This is a genomic window from Microbispora siamensis (genome assembly GCF_016863095.1).
Lineage (GTDB): Bacteria > Actinomycetota > Actinomycetes > Streptosporangiales > Streptosporangiaceae > Microbispora > Microbispora siamensis.
Window position 1 is genome coordinate 169,834 of the sequence record NZ_BOOF01000028.1, and the last position, 16,655, is coordinate 186,488.

Consider the following 16,655-nt stretch of genomic DNA (forward strand, 5'->3'; position numbering starts at 1 on the left):
TCCGGCCGGCCGTGAGGCGACGGCCGGACGGCAGGGCCAGGTGAGCAGGGGCGAGCGCGAGTGGAACCGGGAAGGCACGGACAGCCCGACACCTTCTCCATGCTCACCGTCCTGGACGAGGACGTCGTCGTCATCCGGATGTTCGGCGACCTGGACCTGGCCTCCGCCTCCTCGCTGCGCGCCTGCCTGGCCGAGGCGGTCGGGCTGCGTACGCCGCCTCGGATCGTGATCGACGCCGAGGGGCTCAAGTTCTGCGACTCGACCGGGCTGAGCGTCCTCATGGGAGCCCTGACCGCCGTCGGGGCGGTCGGCGGGCGCCTGGCGCTCAGCGGCGCCCACGGGCGATTCGCCCGGATGCTCAGGATCACCGGCCTCGACACGGAGCTGCCGATCCACGACTCGGTCTCCGCCGCCGCCGCGCATCTCAGCAAGCCCGGCGAGTGAATCAGCCCGGCGGAGTCGCGTCCCCCGGAGAAGCGCTAGTTGAAGCAGTCCTGGTTGTTGAGGGTCAGGGCCAGCTCATATACCTTGCCGTGGCGCAGCAGGAAGTAGTAGGAAGCCTTGGGGTTGCCGGGGACCGCGGCGACGGGGAAACCACTGGCGGCCGTCCTGAGGCGAGGGTAAACCTTCTTCAACTGCTTCAGGGTGGAGCCGATCCCGACGCCCTCCGGAGTCCTGACCCCCTTGAACCCGAAGATCGCGGCCACGCCGAGTTTCTTCGAGATGTACAGGCCGACGCTGTCCTTGGGGGTCGGGTGCGCCTTCAGGTCCCAGCCCGAGCAGCCCTCGCCCGCGAGCTTCTTAACGATCTTTCCGGTCTTCTGGGCCTGCTTTGCGGTCATCCCCAGCTTCACGGCGCCGTAGCCGTACGGCCCAAGCCGTGTGGCCGCACTCGCCGACGTGCTGCCCGCCGTGCTTGCCGACGCGCTCGCGGACGTGGCACCGCCCAGCGCGACACCGACGGCCAGAGCCGTCACCGCCACCGAACGTCCCAGACGCACAGCCGTGTTCGTCATGCCGTTCCCCTCCCGATTTCCACGATCACCATCGTTTCTACGGGACCCCGGCATCACGACAGGCCCTTGTGATCCGGTTGTGACCCGTTGGGGACGTGACGGGTCAGGGGCGGGAGCGCAGGCCGTACATGAGCTCTTCCCAGCGGACCGCGACGGCCGGCGCGGCGTGGGCGGACGCGGTCTCCAGCGCCCCTGCCGCCAGCTTCATGCGGCGGCGTTCGTCGTCGACGAGGGTGAGCAGCGCGCAGGCGAGCGACTCGGCGTCGCCGCCCTCCCCCTCCTGGACCAGCACGCTGTCGCGGCCCGGGCGGAGAAACTCGGCGGGCCCGCGGGATCCGGCGAAGCCCACGACCGGCACCCCGCAGCTCAACGCCTCGATGACGGTCATGCCCAGCACCTCGTGCCGCGACGGCACCGCGACGATGGACGCCTTGGCGAACTCGCCGGGCAGGTCGGGCGTGGTGCCCATGAAGTACACGTGGTTGTGCAGGTCGAGATCGCGGACGAGGGCGCGCAGCCGCCGCTCCTCCGGTCCCCCGCCGTACAACCGCAGCCGCCAGTCGGGCCGCTTGTCGGCGACGATCGCGAAGGCGCGCACGAGCTGGTCGTACGACTTGCCGGGCACCAGCCTGCCCCCGGCGCTGACGATGCGGTTGTCCATGCGAGAGCGCGGCCAGGGCGCCTCGGGCAGGGCGTCGGGGATGACGTGGACCGACAGGTCGTCGTCGAGCAGCCGCACCCACTCGTCCCGCCGCCCGGCGGTGCTCGCCACCACGGCGTCGAGGCGGGGATAGAACCGGCGCACCGGGCCGGGCACCGACGGTTTGCCCCACTCCCGCGCGATGCGGACGACGTGCCGCGGGGCATACCTGGCGGCCTGCACGCTCAGCGTCGGCCGGGTGGTGACCAGGACGTCGGCGCGCAGACCACGCAGCATCCGCCAGAGCGCCACCTCGGTGCGCACCTGTCCCCGGGGCAGCAGGTGATGGACACCGGGCCGGGCGTCCACGAGCCAGCGCAGCGTCACCCGGCGGTCGACCGGGAAGAACGGCGTCTCCCTGGTGCGCCGGACGCTCACGACCTCCACCTCGTGCCGGGCGGCCAGCCCTCCCGCGAGGTTCAGCATCGCCCGAACGTCACCGCGCATGCCGTACGCCGAGGGAAGCAGGAACGCGATCCTCACGCTCCCACCTCCAGCAGCAACTCGTCGCCCGGAGTGAAGCTGGGCCGGATCGGCACGCCGTCCACCAGCGCGCGGGGATAGTGGACGCGGCGACGTTTGCCCTCGACGTCGTCGAGCCTGGCGCCCAGCGGCAGCTCGCGGTCGACGCCGTCCACCTCCAGGTAGGGCTCCCAGGAGCCCTGCGAGTCGGGGGTGGCGGCCAGCACGTCGCACAGCGAGAGCGCGGCGTGGAACCGGACCCCTTGGACGGTGGCGGCGACCCGCACGGTCGCGGCCGGATCGCCGTGAACCCGATCACCGCGGCCCGGCTCGGTGTGACGCAGCGCGAGCGTGGCGTGGCGGTGCTGGTCGTCGTCGTCCAGGCCGGTGTAGGCCAGCAGCCCGGTCACCTCGAAGCGCCCCTCGCGGAACCACACCGCGCGGACGTCGGCGACCGGCTCCGCCGGGTCTATCTTCAGGGCCAGGAATCCGTTGCGGGTGCGGTAGGCCCGGTAGGCGAGCGTCCGCCGGCCCAGCGCGTACGCGTCGAGGCGGTCGAGCGAGAATCCGGGATCGGCGCTCTGGATGCGGGCGCGGACGCCGTCGTGCTCAAGGTAGGCGTCCCAGCGCCCCGGACCGAGGTCGAGAGGCGCGAGGGAGACCGCGACGCTGGCGTCCCTCGTACGGCCGCCGGAGGCCCCGAGCGTCACCCGCCGTTCCTCACCCGCGCCCCGTTTCCGCAGGACCAGGCGGGTGCCGTCCGCCAGCGGCTCGGTGATGGCCAGGCGCAGGGAGAGGACGTCCGCCAGGGTGACCTCCGCGTCGATGACGACCACACCCACCGTCCAGCCCCCTCCCCGTCGATTGAGCCAACGTTGAGGTTACCGTGATTTTCCTGTTATGTGGAGAAAGCCTTTGTCACTCTTCTGTGAAACACGGTTCATTCCATCGCCTTGACTAGCGATTTCCACAAAAAGTTCACGATCGCGGCAAAGATTGCTTTACCCCTGCTTGATGGATTTGATGAGGAGCTGGGCGACGTCCACGACCTCGAGCGACTCCTTGGCCTGACCGGCGTTCTTCTTCTCGTTGATCGCGTCGCCGAGCATCACGAGGCAGAACGGGCAGGCGGTGGAGACGGTGTCGGGATCGGTGGTCAGCGCCTCGTCCACGCGCTCGGTGTTGATGCGCTTTCCGATGCGCTCCTCCATCCACATGCGCGCGCCGCCGGCGCCACAGCAGAATCCGCGTTCCTTGCAGCGGTGCATCTCCTGGGCCTGGACGCCCGGCACCTTGGCCATGATGTCGCGCGGCTGGGCGTACACCTTGTTGTGCCGGCCGAGGAAGCACGGGTCGTGGTAGGTGATCTTCTCCTCGATCGGGGTGATCGGGGTGAGCCTGCCCTCCTCGACCAGGTGCGCCAGCAACTGGGTGTGGTGCACGACCTCGTAGGTGCCGCCGAGCTGCGGATACTCGTTCGCGAGGGTGTTGAAGCAGTGCGGGCAGGTGGCGACGATCTTCTTGACCCCCGCCTCGTTGAGGGTCTCGATGTTCTGCTGGGCGAGCATGTTGAACAGGAACTCCATGCCCAGGCGGCGGGCCGGGTCGCCGGTGCAGGCCTCCATCGGGCCGAGCACGCCGAACTTGACCCCGGCGATGTGCAGCAGTTCCGCCACCGCCTTGGTGGTCTTCTTGGCGCGGTCCTCCAGCGCGCCGGCGCAGCCGACCCAGAACAGGTACTCGACGTCCTCGGGCATTGTCGAGTCGATGATCGGGACCTCGAAATCGAGTTCCTCGATCCACTCGGCGCGCTTCATCTCGGACATGCCCCACGGGTTGCCCTTGTTCTCCAGGTTCTTGAGCATCACGCCCGCCTCGGACGGGAACGACGACTCGATCATCACCTGGTAGCGGCGCATGTCGAGGATGTGGTCGATGTGCTCGATGTCGACCGGGCACTGCTCGACGCAGGCGCCGCAGTTGGTGCACGACCACAGGACGTCGGGGTGGATGACCCCGTCCTCGCCGACGAGCGGCTTGTCGAGCAGGGCCAGCACGTCCTCGGAGAAGCTCTCCTTCTCCTTCTCCCCGGCCAGCAGGTACGGCGCGACCGCGAATGCGTGGTCACGCTGGTCGAGGATGAGCATCTTGGGCGACAGCGGCTTGTCGGTGTTCCACGCCGGGCACTGCGACTGGCAGCGGCCGCACTCGGTGCAGGTGTAGAAGTCGAGGAAGCCCTTCCAGGTCGTGTCCTGGATCTTGCCGCGGCCGAACACGTCGACCTCCGGGTCGGCCTCCTCGAAGTCGAGCACCTTTCCGTTGCTGCGCATCGGCTGGGCCGGGCCCAGCCCGTCGGGCCGGCGGGAGAACAGCACGTTCAGCGGCGCGGTGAAGATGTGCAGGTGCTTGCTGTTCACCACGATGACCAGGAACACCAGCATGAGGCCGATGTGCAGCAGGAGGGCGATCTGCTCCAGCAGCTCGCTGTGCGGCAGGATCTTCCCGATGGCCAGGCTGGCGAAGGCCCCCGAGTTGTAGGGGAAGTTACCGTTGGCGGCCGCGGCGCCCCGGGCGAGGAACAGCGTCCAGATGATGTTGAAGATCATGAACAGGACCAGCCAGGCCCCGCCCAGGTGGGAACCGGAGAAACGGGAGCCGCGCCCCAGCTTCTTCGGCGAGTTCTTGATCCGGATGGCGGTGAACGCGACCAGCCCGACCAGACAGGCGAGCGCGATGAAGTCCTGCAGGAAGCCCAGCACCGGCCAGGTCCCGATCAGCGGGATGTGGAAGTCCGAGTGCCCGGTGATCGCACCCTGGATGATCGCGCCGTACGCCTCGATGTAGACCGTCAACAGGATGAAGAACGCCCACATGACGAAGAAGTGGGCAGTGCCTGACGGGGTCCACTTCAACAGCTTGCGCTGGCCGAAGACCTCGACAAGCTGGGCCTTGATCTCGGCGCCGGCGTGCTCCTTGGCGTACTCGATCCGCTCCGGGGCCGGCTGGCCGCTGGTGGCGAGCCGGTAGAGGAACAGCACGCGACGGCCCGCCAGTGCGACCGCCACGGCGGTCGCGACGAGGCCCACAATCGCTACCCAGAGCACGAGTCCCTCCCATATCGAACGTCGGCGGCCAGCGTAGGGGCGCGGCGCCCTCGCGCGGGCGGTTGAGTCCCGCCCTGTGGATAACGCCTACGCTTCCCGAATGGTACCGGCGAGTAACTTGTCCTGGCTCACGCTCGGCGAGTGGCACTTGTCACTGCGTCTCCCGCCGACGGCACGATACTAGAACAAAGCTCTACAAAGGGATATGAGAGGGGGCGTCCGTAATCTATCCGGCCAGGTAACGCTGCATGGTGGGGCCAAGCAGCGCGACGATCTCCTCGACGTCGGCGGAGGCCAGCGGTTCGAACCTGAGGATGTACCGCGTCATCACCACGCCGAACAACTGCGCGAAGGCGGCCTCCATCCGCAGCGGCGGAACGTCCAGCGCCTCGGCCACCCGGCCGAGCACGGCCGTCGTGAAGAACTCCCGGATCATGCCGACCGCCTGCTCGTTCACCATCGCCGTCCGCACCAGCCCCAGCAGCGGCTCCCTGGCCGCAGGGTCCGCCGTCATCGTGAGGATGAAGCGGACGAGGCGCTCGCCGACCTCCTCACGCGGCCCGGACAGGATGAGCGGAATCGCCGACGAGGGGTCCAACGGCAGCCGCATGGCCGCGACGAACATGCCCTCCTTGCTGTCGAAGTAGTGGTGCACGAGAGCCGGATCGACACCGGCCTCCCTGGCGATGCCGCGGATCGTCGCCTTGTCGAACCCCTTCTCCGCGAAGACCCTGCGCGCCGCGGCCAGGATCTCGCCGCGGGTGTCCGCCGCGCCGGGACGCCGGCCGGGCCGCCGCCCCGGTCGCCGCCTGCCGCCCGAGACCTCCGGCACCTCCGTTGTCACGTCGCTCCCGGTCGACTCTTACGGCCCACCGCGAGATACACGCGCATGGGAACGGTCAGCCGCCCGTCCGGAAAGACACGGCCGAGCTCGGCGCGCTCCCGGGCCAGCAGCTCCGTCACCAGGTCGCCCTCCATCCTCGCCATGTACGAGTGGGAGCGCAGGTCGGTCAGGAAGTCCTCCAGCCGCACCGACCTGGTCCAGTCGACCCAGGTCTCGGCCACGGCGAGGCCCGCGTCGGACATGGCCGCGGCGATCGGCGGCATGCTCCATCCGGGCAGCACCGGCCCGATGTAGCCGGGGCACGACTCGGCCAGCCGCACCTGGTTGGCCGCCAGCCAGTCGGCCTTGCCGGGATCCACGGTGTTCCACCAGCCCGCGACCGCGCCGCCGTCCCCGGTCACGCGTACGGCCTCGGCCACCGACAGCGCCGGGTCGAGCCAGTGCCACGACTGGGCGTACGTCACCAGGTCGGCCGCGCCCGCACGGAAGGGCAGGTCGTTCCCGTCGGCCAGCAGGGCCGGGCAGGCCGTACGGGCGCGCAGGCGGGCCAGCATCCGCTCGCCGCGGTCCACGGCGATGACCCGGGCGCCGCGGTCGAGCAGGCCCCGGGTCGAGATGCCCGTGCCCGCTCCGACGTCGATCACGGTCGCCCCGGCGAGCCGGACCCCCGACAGGGTCTCCAGCGCGAGGTAGAGGGCCTCCGGGTAGTGCGGCCTCGCCGTGTCGTACTCCTGGGAGACGCGGTCGAAGATCCGATGGCTGTCCGCGAGCCGCTCGTTCATGAGGCCGTGGAGGAGGCGGCGTAGTGCAGCCTGGCGAAGGCGAGCGCCTCGGTCAGGTCCTCGATCCGCTCGGTGCGGCTGGTGGCCTTGCGTGTGTTGATCTCCAGGACGATCAGGCCCTGGTAACCGTTGCCGGCCAGGCGCTCCAGGATCGGCGCGCAGGGCTGCGACCCCCGGCCGGGCACCAGGTGCTCGTCCTTGTTGGTGGTGCCCACGCCGTCCGCCAGGTGCAGGTGGGCCAGCCGCTCGCCCAGTTTGGTCGCCATCTCCATCGCGTCCGTCCCGGACACCGCCGTGTGGGACAGGTCGAGCGTCACGTCGGGGAAGTCGTAGTCGATGGGGTTCCAGTCCGGCGCGTACGGCACGACCTCGTTGCCTCTGGCCCGCAGCGGGAACATGTTCTCCACCGCGAAGACGACGTCGGTCTCCTCGCGCATCCGGGCCAGGCCCTTCTCGAACTCCCTGGCGTAGTCGCGCTGCCAGCGGAAGGGCGGGTGGACGACGACGGTCTGCGCGCCCAGCCGCTCGGCCGCCTCGCGGGCCCTGCGCAGCTTCAGCCACGGGTCGCGGCCCCACACCCGCTGGGTCACCAGCAGGCAGGGCGCGTGCACGGCCAGGATCGGGATCTGGTAGTGGTCGCGCAGCCGTTGGAGGACCTCGACGTCCTGACTGACCGGGTCCTGTCCCACCATGATCTCTACGCCGTCGTACCCGAGCCTGGCGGCCAGTTCGAAGGCGTCCGGCGTACGCTCCGGGTACACCGACGCCGTCGACAGCGCCACCTTGCCGCTGGGCACGCGGATGTCACTCATGAGGCCAGCCTCCCCTTGCGGCCCACGGGCACGTTCCAGTCCCGTGGCCGTGGCCGTCCGTTCGCTCCCTGCGCCCGTTCACGGATCCAGCCTAAGCCGCACCCGCGCCGTACGCCGCTTCGCCACAATCAACTACCCAAGGTCGCGAACTAATGTGGGGCGCATGGCACGGATCGTGAGCGGGGCCGTACCCAGTCCGAACATCTGGAACACTCCCCAGATCTACGAGCTGGAGAACCTCGCGGTGGGACCCGCGGGCGCGGCCGAGGCGGCGATGCGGGCCGTACGGCCCTGGGACGGCGCGACCGTGGTCGAGATCGGCTGCGGCAGCGGCTTCCACCTGCCCGCGCTCGCCGCGTCCGCCGGGCGGGTCGTGGGCGTCGAGCCGCACGGCGGCCTGGCCTCCCAGGCAGCCGCCCGCTGCGCGTCGCTGCCCAATGTCAGGGTGCGTACGGGCACCGCGCAGGCGCTGCCCCTCCCCGACGCGTCGGCCGACGTGGCGATCGCGCGCTGGGCGTACTTCTTCGGGCCCGGCTGCGAGCCCGGCCTGCGCGAGCTGGGACGGGTGCTGCGGCGGGGCGGCGTGGCCTTCGTGGTGGACGTGGACGCCTCGCGCGGCGCGTTCGGCCGCTGGTTCCGCCGATCGCTGCCGTCGTACTCCCCCGAGGCCGTGGAACGCTTCTGGTCGCGGCAGGGCTGGCGGCGCGCGGACCTGGACCTGCGGATGACGTTCCGGTCCAGGGCCGACCTGGAGGCGGTGCTGCGCATCGAGTTCACGCCCGAGGTGGCCGGCGAGGCGCTGCGGGAGGTCGAGGGCCTGGACATCGACTACCCGAACGTCCTGAGATGGCGGGAATTCTGAACCCGGGCTTGACCTTGTCACCGGCGTCAACCTTTACCGTCGTGACCAGGACAGCCGAGGAGGGGCCGATGCGGATCGGCGAGCTGGCCCGGCGCACGGGAGTGAGCACCCGGGCGCTGCGCTACTACGAGCAGCGGGGGCTCATCCGGTCGCGCCGCTCGGCGAACGGATATCGCGAGTACGACGAGTCGGACGTCCGGATCGTCAGCGAGATCCGCGAGCTGATGGCGGTCGGCTTCACACTGGAGGACGCCCGCCCGTTCGTCGACTGCCTGCGCTCGGGGCACCCGTCCGGGGGCTCCTGCCCCGAGTCGGTCGCCGTCTACCGGCGCAAGCTCGCCGACATCGACCGGCAGATCCGCGACCTGCTGGCCCGCCGCTCGGAGGTGGCCGCCCAGTTCGCCGAGGCCTGCCCCGGCTGCCTTAGTCGTGCCTGACAAATCAAGCCCTGCTGCGCGCGGCCCAGGCGGCGCCTCGCTGCGTTGTCGTCGTCGCCCACAGCTCCGCTATGGGCTCCTCCTCCGCCTTGCGATGCATCCACCTGGATCCACGCTCGCGACGGGCAGCATTTGTCCGGCACTCCTGCTGACACGACGAGGAGAATCATGATCACGCTGACCGCGGAGAACTTCGACGAGCAGGTGCTGCGCAGCGGCAAGCCCGTGCTGGTGGACTTCTGGACCGACTGGTGCCCGCCGTGCAAGATGATCGCCCCGATCCTGGAGGAGATCGCCGCCGAGTACGGCGACCGCCTCACCGTGGCCAAGATCAACGCCGACGACCATCCCGAGATCGCCCAGCGCTACAACGTCCTGGGCTTCCCCACGCTGAACCTCTATCGGGACGGCGAAATCGTCCAGCAGATCAGGGGCGCCAAGCCCAAGCGCCTGCTGCTCGCCGACCTCGCAGGCCACTTCTAGTCACGTCCGTTCACCGAGGGCCGCTTATATAAGCGTTGACTTTTATAAGCGGCCCTCGGCATAGTGGGCGCGTGCACGCATTCGACGCGCTGGGGGATCCGGTGCGACGCCGGATCCTGGAGCTGCTCTCTCAAGGTGAGCAGACGTCGGGCGCGCTCACCTCGGTCATCCGGGCCGAGTTCGGGATCTCACAGCCGGCCATCTCGCAGCACCTGCGCGTGCTCCGCGAGTCCGGGCTGGCGTCCGTACGGGCCGAGGGCACGCGGCGGCTGTACGCCGTGGAACCCGCGCCTCTGCGGGAGGTCGACGCCTGGCTGGCGCGGTTCCGCGGCTTCTGGGAGCAGCGGCTCGACGCGCTCGACACCGAACTGGCGCGGGGCAGACGGGAGCGGCGGCACGGACGGCGGCACGGCGGCGGCGATGCCCATCACGCTGCCCATCACGCAGCCCACGACGGACGGACCGACGAGGAAGAGCGGCCATGAGCGACTTCATCGACCAGATCAACCGAGTTCACCGCGCGGTCGGCACGCGCGATCTGCCGGAAGGCGAGGCCCGCACGGTGCTGCTGCGGCGTGCCTACGACGCCCCCATCGAGGACGTGTGGGACGCCTGCACCGACCCCGAACGGATCAGCCGCTGGTTCCTTCCGGTGAGCGGCGAACTGAAGCTCGGCGGGCACTACCAGCTCCAGGGCAACGCGGGCGGGGAGATCCTGCGGTGCGAGCCGCCCCGGCTGCTGCGGGTGAGCTGGCTGTTCGGCGAGAACCCCGGATTCAGCGAGGTCGAGGTTCGGCTGAGCGCGCAGGGCGACGGACGCACCGTGTTCGAACTGGAGCACGTCGCCGTGGTGCCGCCGGAGTTCTGGGACCAGTTCGGGCCGGGGGCCACGGGCGTCGGCTGGGACCTGGCGGTGCTCGGGCTCGGGCTGCACCTGCGCGGCGAGATGATCGACGACCCCTCGGCGTGGGAGCAGTCGGAGGAGGCACGGGAGCTCATGAGGCTCAGCAGCGACCTGTGGGGCGACGCCTACCGGGCCTCCGGCGCGCCGGACGACGTGGTGACCGCCGCGGTCGCCGGCACCACCGCCTTCTACGTGCCGGAGAAGCCGCAAGACTAGTTCTCCGCCCTGCCGCCGCTTTCCGGAAGGGATTGTCGGCGGCGGCCGGTAACCTCCCGCACGTGAGCAAGGCAGCGAAACCGGCGTACCGGTGCGGCGAGTGCGGCTGGACCACGGTCAAGTGGGTCGGCAGGTGCGGGGAGTGCCAGGCGTGGGGCACGGTCGAGGAGGCCGGGGCCCGGCAGGGCGTCCACGTGGTCAAGCCGGGCGCGGTCTCCGCCCCCGCCGTCCCGATCGGCCAGGTCAAGGCCGAGGTCGTCAGCTCGCGGACGACCGGAGTCCCCGAACTCGACCGCGTGCTCGGCGGCGGCCTCGTCCCCGGCGCGGTCGTGCTCCTCGCGGGAGAGCCGGGCATCGGGAAGTCGACCCTGCTGCTGGAGGCCGCCGCCCGCACCGCGCGGGGTGAGACCGTCCTCTACGTGACCGGGGAGGAGTCGGCCGCCCAGGTGCGCATGCGCGCCGACCGCATCGGCGCGATCGAGGACAGGCTCTACCTGGCCGCGGAGACCGACCTGTCGGCCTTGGTGGCGCACGTCGAGAAGGTGCAGCCGAGCATGCTCATCGTCGACTCGGTCCAGACGATCGGCTCGGCCGACGCGACCGGGGTGCCCGGCGGTGTGACCCAGGTCAGGGAGGTCGCCGGCAACCTGGTCCGCCTCGCCAAGGAGCGGGCCATGTCCACGGTGCTCGTCGGCCACGTGACCAAGGACGGCACGATCGCCGGCCCCCGGGTGCTGGAACACCTCGTGGACGTCGTGCTCCACTTCGAGGGCGACCGCAACTCGCGGCTGCGGATGGTGCGCGCGGTGAAGAACCGGTTCGGCCCCATCGACGAGGTGGGCTGCTTCGACCTGCACGAGCGCGGCATCACCGGGATCACCGACCCCAGCGGGCTGTTCGTCTCCCGCCATCCCGAGCCGGTGCCGGGCACCTGCGTCACCGTGACCATCGAGGGCACCCGGCCGATTCCGGCCGAGTTGCAGGCCCTGGTCGGCCCGACCGAGGCTCCCCAGCCCCGCCGCACGTCCTCCGGCCTCGACTCCTACCGGGTGGCGATGGTGCTCGCCGTCATGGAGCGGCGGCTCAACGCCAAGATCGGCAAGTGCGACGTCTTCACGGCCACGGTGGGCGGGATCCGCCTGACCGACCCCGCCGTGGACCTCGCGCTGATGCTGTCGGTCGTCAGCGCGGCCGGCGACCAGGCCCTGCCCACCGGGCTCGTCGCGCTGGGCGAGGTCGGCCTGGCCGGCGAACTGCGGCCCGTGCGTGAGGTGCGGCGGCGGCTGGCCGAGGCGGCCCGGCTCGGCTTCACCAGGGCGCTGGTGCCCGCGGGCTCCCTGGAGGAGGAGGGACCGCGCCTGGAGGCGTCGGCGAGCCGCGGCCGCCTCGTGGCACTGCGCTCGCCGGCCGGCCGTACGACGCCGTTCGCGCCCGGCTTCGAGGTCACGGAGGTGGAGAACGTGTGGGACGCGCTCAACCTCATGAGATCGGCCAGGTGATCGGCCGTCACACCGGTGAGCACGGCGTCACGCCGGTAAACTCTGTTGCCTGCCCCGTCGGCCGTGGCCTCGCCCCCGCGCCCCCGAGGGGCTTCACAGGGCGTCCGCGGAGCGCCTCGCGGATCTCGCCGCGACAGGGGATCGGTAGGAAGACGATCTGACGGATAACGACCGGGCGAGCCCACTGGGGTGCATGTGCTGGACAACGACAAGGCGATCGACGACCGCAGAAGGGCCGTGCTCGCCGCGCTCGCCCCGGGGACGGCGCTGCGTGACGGGCTGGAGCGCATCCTGCGCGGCCACACCGGCGGCCTGATCGTCCTCGGATACGACCGCACGGTCGAGGACATCTGCACCGGAGGGTTCACGCTCGACGTGGAGTTCTCCGCGACCCGCCTGCGCGAGCTGGCCAAGATGGACGGCGCGATCGTGCTCGACACGGCCCACCTCAGGATCGTGCGGGCCGCCGTGCACCTCGTGCCCGACCCGGCCATCCCCACCGACGAGTCCGGCACCCGGCACCGCACGGCGCAGCGGGTGGCCAGGCAGACCTCGCTCCCGGTCATCGCGATCAGCAAGTCGATGCGGATCATCGCGCTCTACCTCGACGGCATCCGCTACGTGCTGGAGGAGTCGGCCGCGATCCTGTCCAAGGCCAACCAGGCCCTGGCGACGCTCGAACGCTACAAGAAGCGGCTCGACGAGGTCTCCGGCAACCTGTCGGCCCTGGAGATCGAGGATCTCGTCACGGTCCGCGACGTGGCCGTCGTCGTCCAGCGCCTGGAGATGGTCCGCCGCATCGCCCGCGAGATCGAGGGATACGTCGTCGAGCTCGGCACCGACGGGCGGCTGCTGTCCCTCCAGCTCGACGAGCTGTTCGCGGGCGTGGAGACCGACCGCGTCCAGATCATCCGCGACTACGCGCCCGGCACGCTCGGCGCGCGGCCGTACGGGGACGCCGACGCCATGCGGGAGCTGGACGAGCTGTCCTCCGGCGACCTGCTCGACCTGTCGAAGGTGGCCCAGATCCTCGGTCACCACGGCGGCGACGCGCTCGACACGCCGGTCAGCCCACGCGGCTTCCGGCTGCTCACCAAGGTCCCCCGTCTGCCCGGGGCGATCGTCGACCGGCTCGTGAGCCACTTCGGCGGCCTGCAGAAGCTGCTCGCGGCCAGCACCGACGACCTCCAGGCCGTCGGCGGCGTGGGCGAGACCCGGGCGCGCAGCGTTCGCGAGGGGCTGTCCCGGCTCGCCGAGTCGTCCATCCTGGAGCGCTACCTGTAGGTCTCGTCAGCGCAGGTGGAAGACGATCTTCGGACTCTTCAGCCTGCCCGAGTGCGCGATCGCGACGTACGTGCCGGGGTCGGCGGGCGACCGCTTGCCGGCGCACGTGCTCCCCGAGCGGTGGCGGTCCCAGCGGATCGAGCGGACATAGGGGATGCCGCGCTCGAGCAACTGCCTGTCCACGCCGTCGCCCGCCACGCAGTCGGCCGTCGACCACACGCGCTCGCCGCCCGACAGCACCCGCATCTCCAGCGTGCGCGGCCCGACGTCCACCGTGCACTCGACCTTGCCCGTGCTCACGACCGTCAGCAGGAAGGTTGGCGTGACCCCCTTGCCGTACACCTCCTGACCGGACTGCAGCGCGAGCACGAGGTCCTTCTCGTCGCAGGGGTCACCGGGGCGCCGCGGCTTGCTCGGCGAGGGCGAGACGCCCGCGGAGGCGGACGGCGACGGCTGCCCCGGAACGGCGCCGGAGGCGGCCGGCGTCTTCGGCGGAGCAAGGTCGGCGGGCAGCGAGACGACCAGCCGGTCGGAGGGCGTCGCCTTGACGGCGGCTGCGGTCTCGTCCGGCCGTCCGGAGGCGCTGCTGCACGCCCATGCCACGACCGCCACCACGACGAGCATCCCCGTGAGCACCGACACCCGGCGGCGCCAGTAGACGTCCGCCCCCTCGACGCCCACGTCACCACGGAAAGTGTCCGGATCCATACGGACAGTATGGAGAGCCCTGGCGGGTCAGAGGGAACGCCTCGCTGAACCTTGTCCTTTACCAGATCACAGCCTCGCCGGGTCTTTGCGCAATCAGGCGCCGTACGCCCGGCGACGCGGCGATCGTGTTCCCCGCTTCGCTCATCGAAACGCTCTTATCCGCTGTCTTCCCTCGTCGTGCTTGGTCGCTTCGCTCCCGCGCACTCCTCAGTCCAGACACCGGCGCGCCCCTCCGGCTCGCTCGGTACAGTCGGGGCGTGTCCGCCTCCCTGCGTGAGCCCATCCTCGACTGGTACGCCGAGCACAACCGCGACCTGCCCTGGCGGCGTCCCGACGCGACCCCCTGGGGCATCCTGGTGAGCGAGATCATGCTCCAGCAGACGCCCGTCGCCCGGGTGCTGCCCGTCTGGACCGAGTGGATGGAGCGCTGGCCCACCCCTGAGGCGCTCGCGAAGGAGTCCCCCGGCGAGGCCGTACGCCACTGGGGGCGGCTCGGCTATCCGCGCAGGGCGCTCAACCTCCACGCGTGCGCCCGGGCCATCACGGCCGGCCACGGCGGCCGCGTGCCGTCCACGTACGACGAACTGCGAGCCCTGCCGGGGATCGGCGACTACACGGCGGCGGCCGTGGCCAGCTTCGCGTACGGCGGCAGCCACGCGGTGCTCGACACCAACGTGCGGCGGGTGCTGGCCAGAGCGGTGCGCGGCGAGGAGTACCCGCCGAAGGCGCCCACAGCGGCCGAGCGGCGGCTCGCGGAGTCGCTGGTGCCCCCGGTGGGCGCGCCCCGCTGGGCCGTGGCCGTGATGGAGCTGGGCGCGCTGGTGTGCACGGCCAGAGCGCCCCGCTGCGAGCGCTGCCCGGTCGCCGCGCAGTGCGCCTGGCGGCTGGCCGGGCGTCCGGCCCACGACGGCCCGGCGCGGCAGGGCCAGACGTACGCGGGGACCGACCGGCAGTGCCGTGGACGCCTGCTCGCCGTGCTGCGCGAGGCGCACGGGCCGGTCCCCAAGGAGGCGCTGGACGCCGTCTGGGCCGACCACGTGCAGCGCGAGCGCGCACTGGACGGCCTCCTGGACGACGGCCTGGCCGAGGTCCTCCCCGACGGCACCTACCAGTTGCCCTCCTGACGCCCGCCTCGGGCGCCGGTCAGGCGGCGAGCTTGAGGCCGAGCGCGGTGAGGTTGCGGCGGGTCCAGTCGAGCTCGTCGGCGAGCTTCGCCACCAGGGCGGCGGGGCCCTTCGCCTTGGGGGAGGTCAGGTCGTGGGCCTCCACCTCGACGTGCGCGGTGCCGTTCACCGCCCCGGACAGGATCGCGGTGAGCGTGTCGGCGATCACCGGCTGGGTGCTGGGGATCTCCTGGCTGTGGTTGTGCACGTGGCTGAGCTTGACCACGGGCGCCCCGGCGAGGGCCAGCCCGCGCAGCGCCGCGTCGGGCTCCTCGGCGCCGCAGGACAGGTGACAGGCGTCCAGGCAGACGCCGAGATGTTCGGAGTCGATGTCGCACACCCGCTCAAGGGCCTGCTCGGTGGTCTCCAGCACGCAGCCCGGCCAGGGCTCGAAGCCGACCCTGACCGTCTTGCCGGTGACGCTGTAGAGGCCGCGCAGCTCACGCGACAGCCGTTCGAGCCGGCGGGAGGCGATGGCGTGCAGGTCGGCGGGCCAGTCGCGGCGCCAGCCGATCGGGATGGTGGAGATGCTGCCCGACTGCACGTCGTCGGGGAGCAGGAACGCGAGGATCTTCGCCAGCGCCATGGTGTAGCGGTAGCGCTCGGGCTTGGCCCAGTCGGGTCCGGGAACCTCCTGGTTGCGCCCGCCGGTGCCGTTCAGGCTGACGCACTCCAGCCCGCGCTCCTCCAGCGACCGGCGCAGCCGTACGAGCTCGATGCGATCGGCGATGAGGTGGTCCGCCACGGCGGGCGCGAGCCACAGTCCGATGCCCAGCCGGTCGACCCCCAGCTTCCTGCGCACCGGCACGGCGTAGCGCGTGAGATGGGCGATCAGGTTCTCCAGATCCTCGGCGGGATGTACGCCCGCGTTGTAGGCCAGGTGAACCAGCGTCCCGTCGTCGTGCAACAGGCGCATCAGGTGCCTCCAAGGCTTGTGCACTTCCGGACCGCCATTTCGCCCACAGGGCGTGTCCCGACCGCATGGGACTCCGGTCCTCCTACCACCGGGATGTCTCCCGGGCGGACCGAGCTTCCCCCGTGCGCCCGGTCCTACGCGTCCACCCCGCAGCGGATTGTCCGGTACGCCGCAGGGATGACATCCCGTCCGCACGCGCTCATGGCATACCGCGAGCGGACTCTACAAAGTGTAGTACTACGTCCGGTGGCGTGATACCGGTTCTCGCCTTATCGGCCGGAAGGTGACCGCACCGTGACCCAGGTACGGCCGAAAAGAGCGAGGTACGGCGGAAAACGCCGAGGGGCGCTCCTCACGGAGCGCCCCTCGGGTGGAACGGGTTATCGCGAGCGGATCAGCGCTGGACCGCCTCGGCGATGGAGGCCGCCGAGTCCGGGACCTCCGGGCTCTTCGCCTCGCCGGC

At 70.9% G+C, this 16,655-nt stretch carries 18 protein-coding genes; 9 read left to right on the forward strand and 9 right to left on the reverse strand.

The features are described 5' to 3' along the window. Positions 1–60 precede the first annotated feature (60 nt). The gene (locus Msi02_RS23470) at positions 61–444 is read left to right on the forward strand and encodes an STAS domain-containing protein (protein WP_204050271.1); all 384 of its coding nucleotides are present in this window, start codon (positions 61–63) and stop codon (positions 442–444) included. A 35-nt stretch (positions 445–479) separates the two neighbouring features. Here the strand turns inward: Msi02_RS23470 and Msi02_RS23475 are convergent, their stop codons facing one another. From Msi02_RS23475 to Msi02_RS23505, 7 genes are all read right to left on the reverse strand, one after another. Then, positions 480–1,016, reverse strand: coding sequence for a hypothetical protein (locus Msi02_RS23475; RefSeq protein WP_239108640.1), 537 nt, complete (start codon positions 1,014–1,016; stop codon positions 480–482). 103 nt (positions 1,017–1,119) lie between these two features. Further along, positions 1,120–2,199, reverse strand: coding sequence for a glycosyltransferase (locus Msi02_RS23480; protein ID WP_204050272.1), 1,080 nt, complete (start codon positions 2,197–2,199; stop codon positions 1,120–1,122). Then, positions 2,196–3,020 (reverse strand): hypothetical protein, encoded by an 825-nt coding sequence (locus Msi02_RS23485; protein ID WP_079314356.1) that lies wholly within the window; start codon positions 3,018–3,020, stop codon positions 2,196–2,198. Before Msi02_RS23485 ends, Msi02_RS23480 begins: the two co-directional genes overlap by 4 nt. A 159-nt stretch (positions 3,021–3,179) precedes the next feature. Further along, positions 3,180–5,282, reverse strand: a complete 2,103-nt coding sequence (locus Msi02_RS23490; protein ID WP_204050273.1) for a (Fe-S)-binding protein — start codon at positions 5,280–5,282, stop codon at positions 3,180–3,182. Positions 5,283–5,508: 226 nt separating this feature from the next. Beyond that, a complete protein-coding gene (locus Msi02_RS23495; RefSeq protein WP_239108641.1) occupies positions 5,509–6,126 on the reverse strand; it encodes a TetR/AcrR family transcriptional regulator in 618 nt (205 codons plus the stop codon). Further along, positions 6,123–6,908 (reverse strand): class I SAM-dependent methyltransferase, encoded by a 786-nt coding sequence (locus tag Msi02_RS23500; protein ID WP_204050274.1) that lies wholly within the window; start codon positions 6,906–6,908, stop codon positions 6,123–6,125. The genes Msi02_RS23495 and Msi02_RS23500 overlap by 4 nt, the downstream gene beginning before the upstream one ends. After that, on the reverse strand, positions 6,905–7,720 hold the full coding sequence (locus tag Msi02_RS23505) for a sugar phosphate isomerase/epimerase family protein (RefSeq protein WP_079314354.1): 816 nt from the start codon (positions 7,718–7,720) through the stop codon (positions 6,905–6,907). The genes Msi02_RS23500 and Msi02_RS23505 overlap by 4 nt, the downstream gene beginning before the upstream one ends. A gap of 163 nt (positions 7,721–7,883) precedes the next feature. On the opposite strand from Msi02_RS23505, the gene Msi02_RS23510 reads away from it, so the two are divergent. The 7 genes from Msi02_RS23510 (at position 7,884) to disA (ending at position 13,405) form a co-directional block, all read left to right on the forward strand. Next, a complete protein-coding gene (locus Msi02_RS23510; protein ID WP_204050275.1) occupies positions 7,884–8,582 on the forward strand; it encodes a class I SAM-dependent methyltransferase in 699 nt (232 codons plus the stop codon). Between the two features lie 41 nt (positions 8,583–8,623). Further along, positions 8,624–9,019: a MerR family transcriptional regulator gene (locus Msi02_RS23515; protein ID WP_308441829.1), complete on the forward strand. Its 396-nt coding sequence runs from the start codon at positions 8,624–8,626 to the stop codon at positions 9,017–9,019. Between the two features lie 168 nt (positions 9,020–9,187). Next, positions 9,188–9,502, forward strand: a complete 315-nt coding sequence (trxA, locus tag Msi02_RS23520) for a thioredoxin (RefSeq protein ID WP_079314351.1) — start codon at positions 9,188–9,190, stop codon at positions 9,500–9,502. A gap of 71 nt (positions 9,503–9,573) precedes the next feature. Next, entirely contained in the window at positions 9,574–9,987 is a 414-nt protein-coding gene (locus Msi02_RS23525; protein WP_204050276.1) for an ArsR/SmtB family transcription factor, read from the forward strand. Continuing rightward, positions 9,984–10,622 carry an SRPBCC family protein gene (locus Msi02_RS23530; protein ID WP_204050277.1) on the forward strand — a complete coding sequence of 213 codons (639 nt, stop codon included), beginning with the start codon at positions 9,984–9,986 and terminating at the stop codon, positions 10,620–10,622. The genes Msi02_RS23525 and Msi02_RS23530 overlap by 4 nt, the downstream gene beginning before the upstream one ends. 62 nt (positions 10,623–10,684) lie before the next feature. After that, positions 10,685–12,121 carry a DNA repair protein RadA gene (gene radA / locus Msi02_RS23535; protein ID WP_079314418.1) on the forward strand — a complete coding sequence of 479 codons (1,437 nt, stop codon included), beginning with the start codon at positions 10,685–10,687 and terminating at the stop codon, positions 12,119–12,121. 195 nt (positions 12,122–12,316) lie between these two features. Further along, positions 12,317–13,405 carry a DNA integrity scanning diadenylate cyclase DisA gene (gene disA / locus Msi02_RS23540; protein ID WP_239108642.1) on the forward strand — a complete coding sequence of 363 codons (1,089 nt, stop codon included), beginning with the start codon at positions 12,317–12,319 and terminating at the stop codon, positions 13,403–13,405. Positions 13,406–13,411: 6 nt separating this feature from the next. Here the strand turns inward: disA and Msi02_RS23545 are convergent, their stop codons facing one another. Next, a complete protein-coding gene (locus tag Msi02_RS23545; RefSeq protein WP_204050279.1) occupies positions 13,412–14,113 on the reverse strand; it encodes a hypothetical protein in 702 nt (233 codons plus the stop codon). Between the two features lie 257 nt (positions 14,114–14,370). Here Msi02_RS23545 and Msi02_RS23550 point away from each other — a divergent pair, with 257 nt between their 5' ends. Continuing rightward, complete coding sequence (locus Msi02_RS23550) at positions 14,371–15,237, forward strand: iron-sulfur binding domain-containing protein (RefSeq protein WP_275414165.1); 867 nt, start codon at positions 14,371–14,373, stop codon at positions 15,235–15,237. Positions 15,238–15,256: 19 nt separating this feature from the next. Here the strand turns inward: Msi02_RS23550 and Msi02_RS23555 are convergent, their stop codons facing one another. Next, positions 15,257–16,192 carry a TIM barrel protein gene (locus tag Msi02_RS23555; protein ID WP_204050280.1) on the reverse strand — a complete coding sequence of 312 codons (936 nt, stop codon included), beginning with the start codon at positions 16,190–16,192 and terminating at the stop codon, positions 15,257–15,259. Between the last annotated feature and the right edge of the window lie 463 nt (positions 16,193–16,655).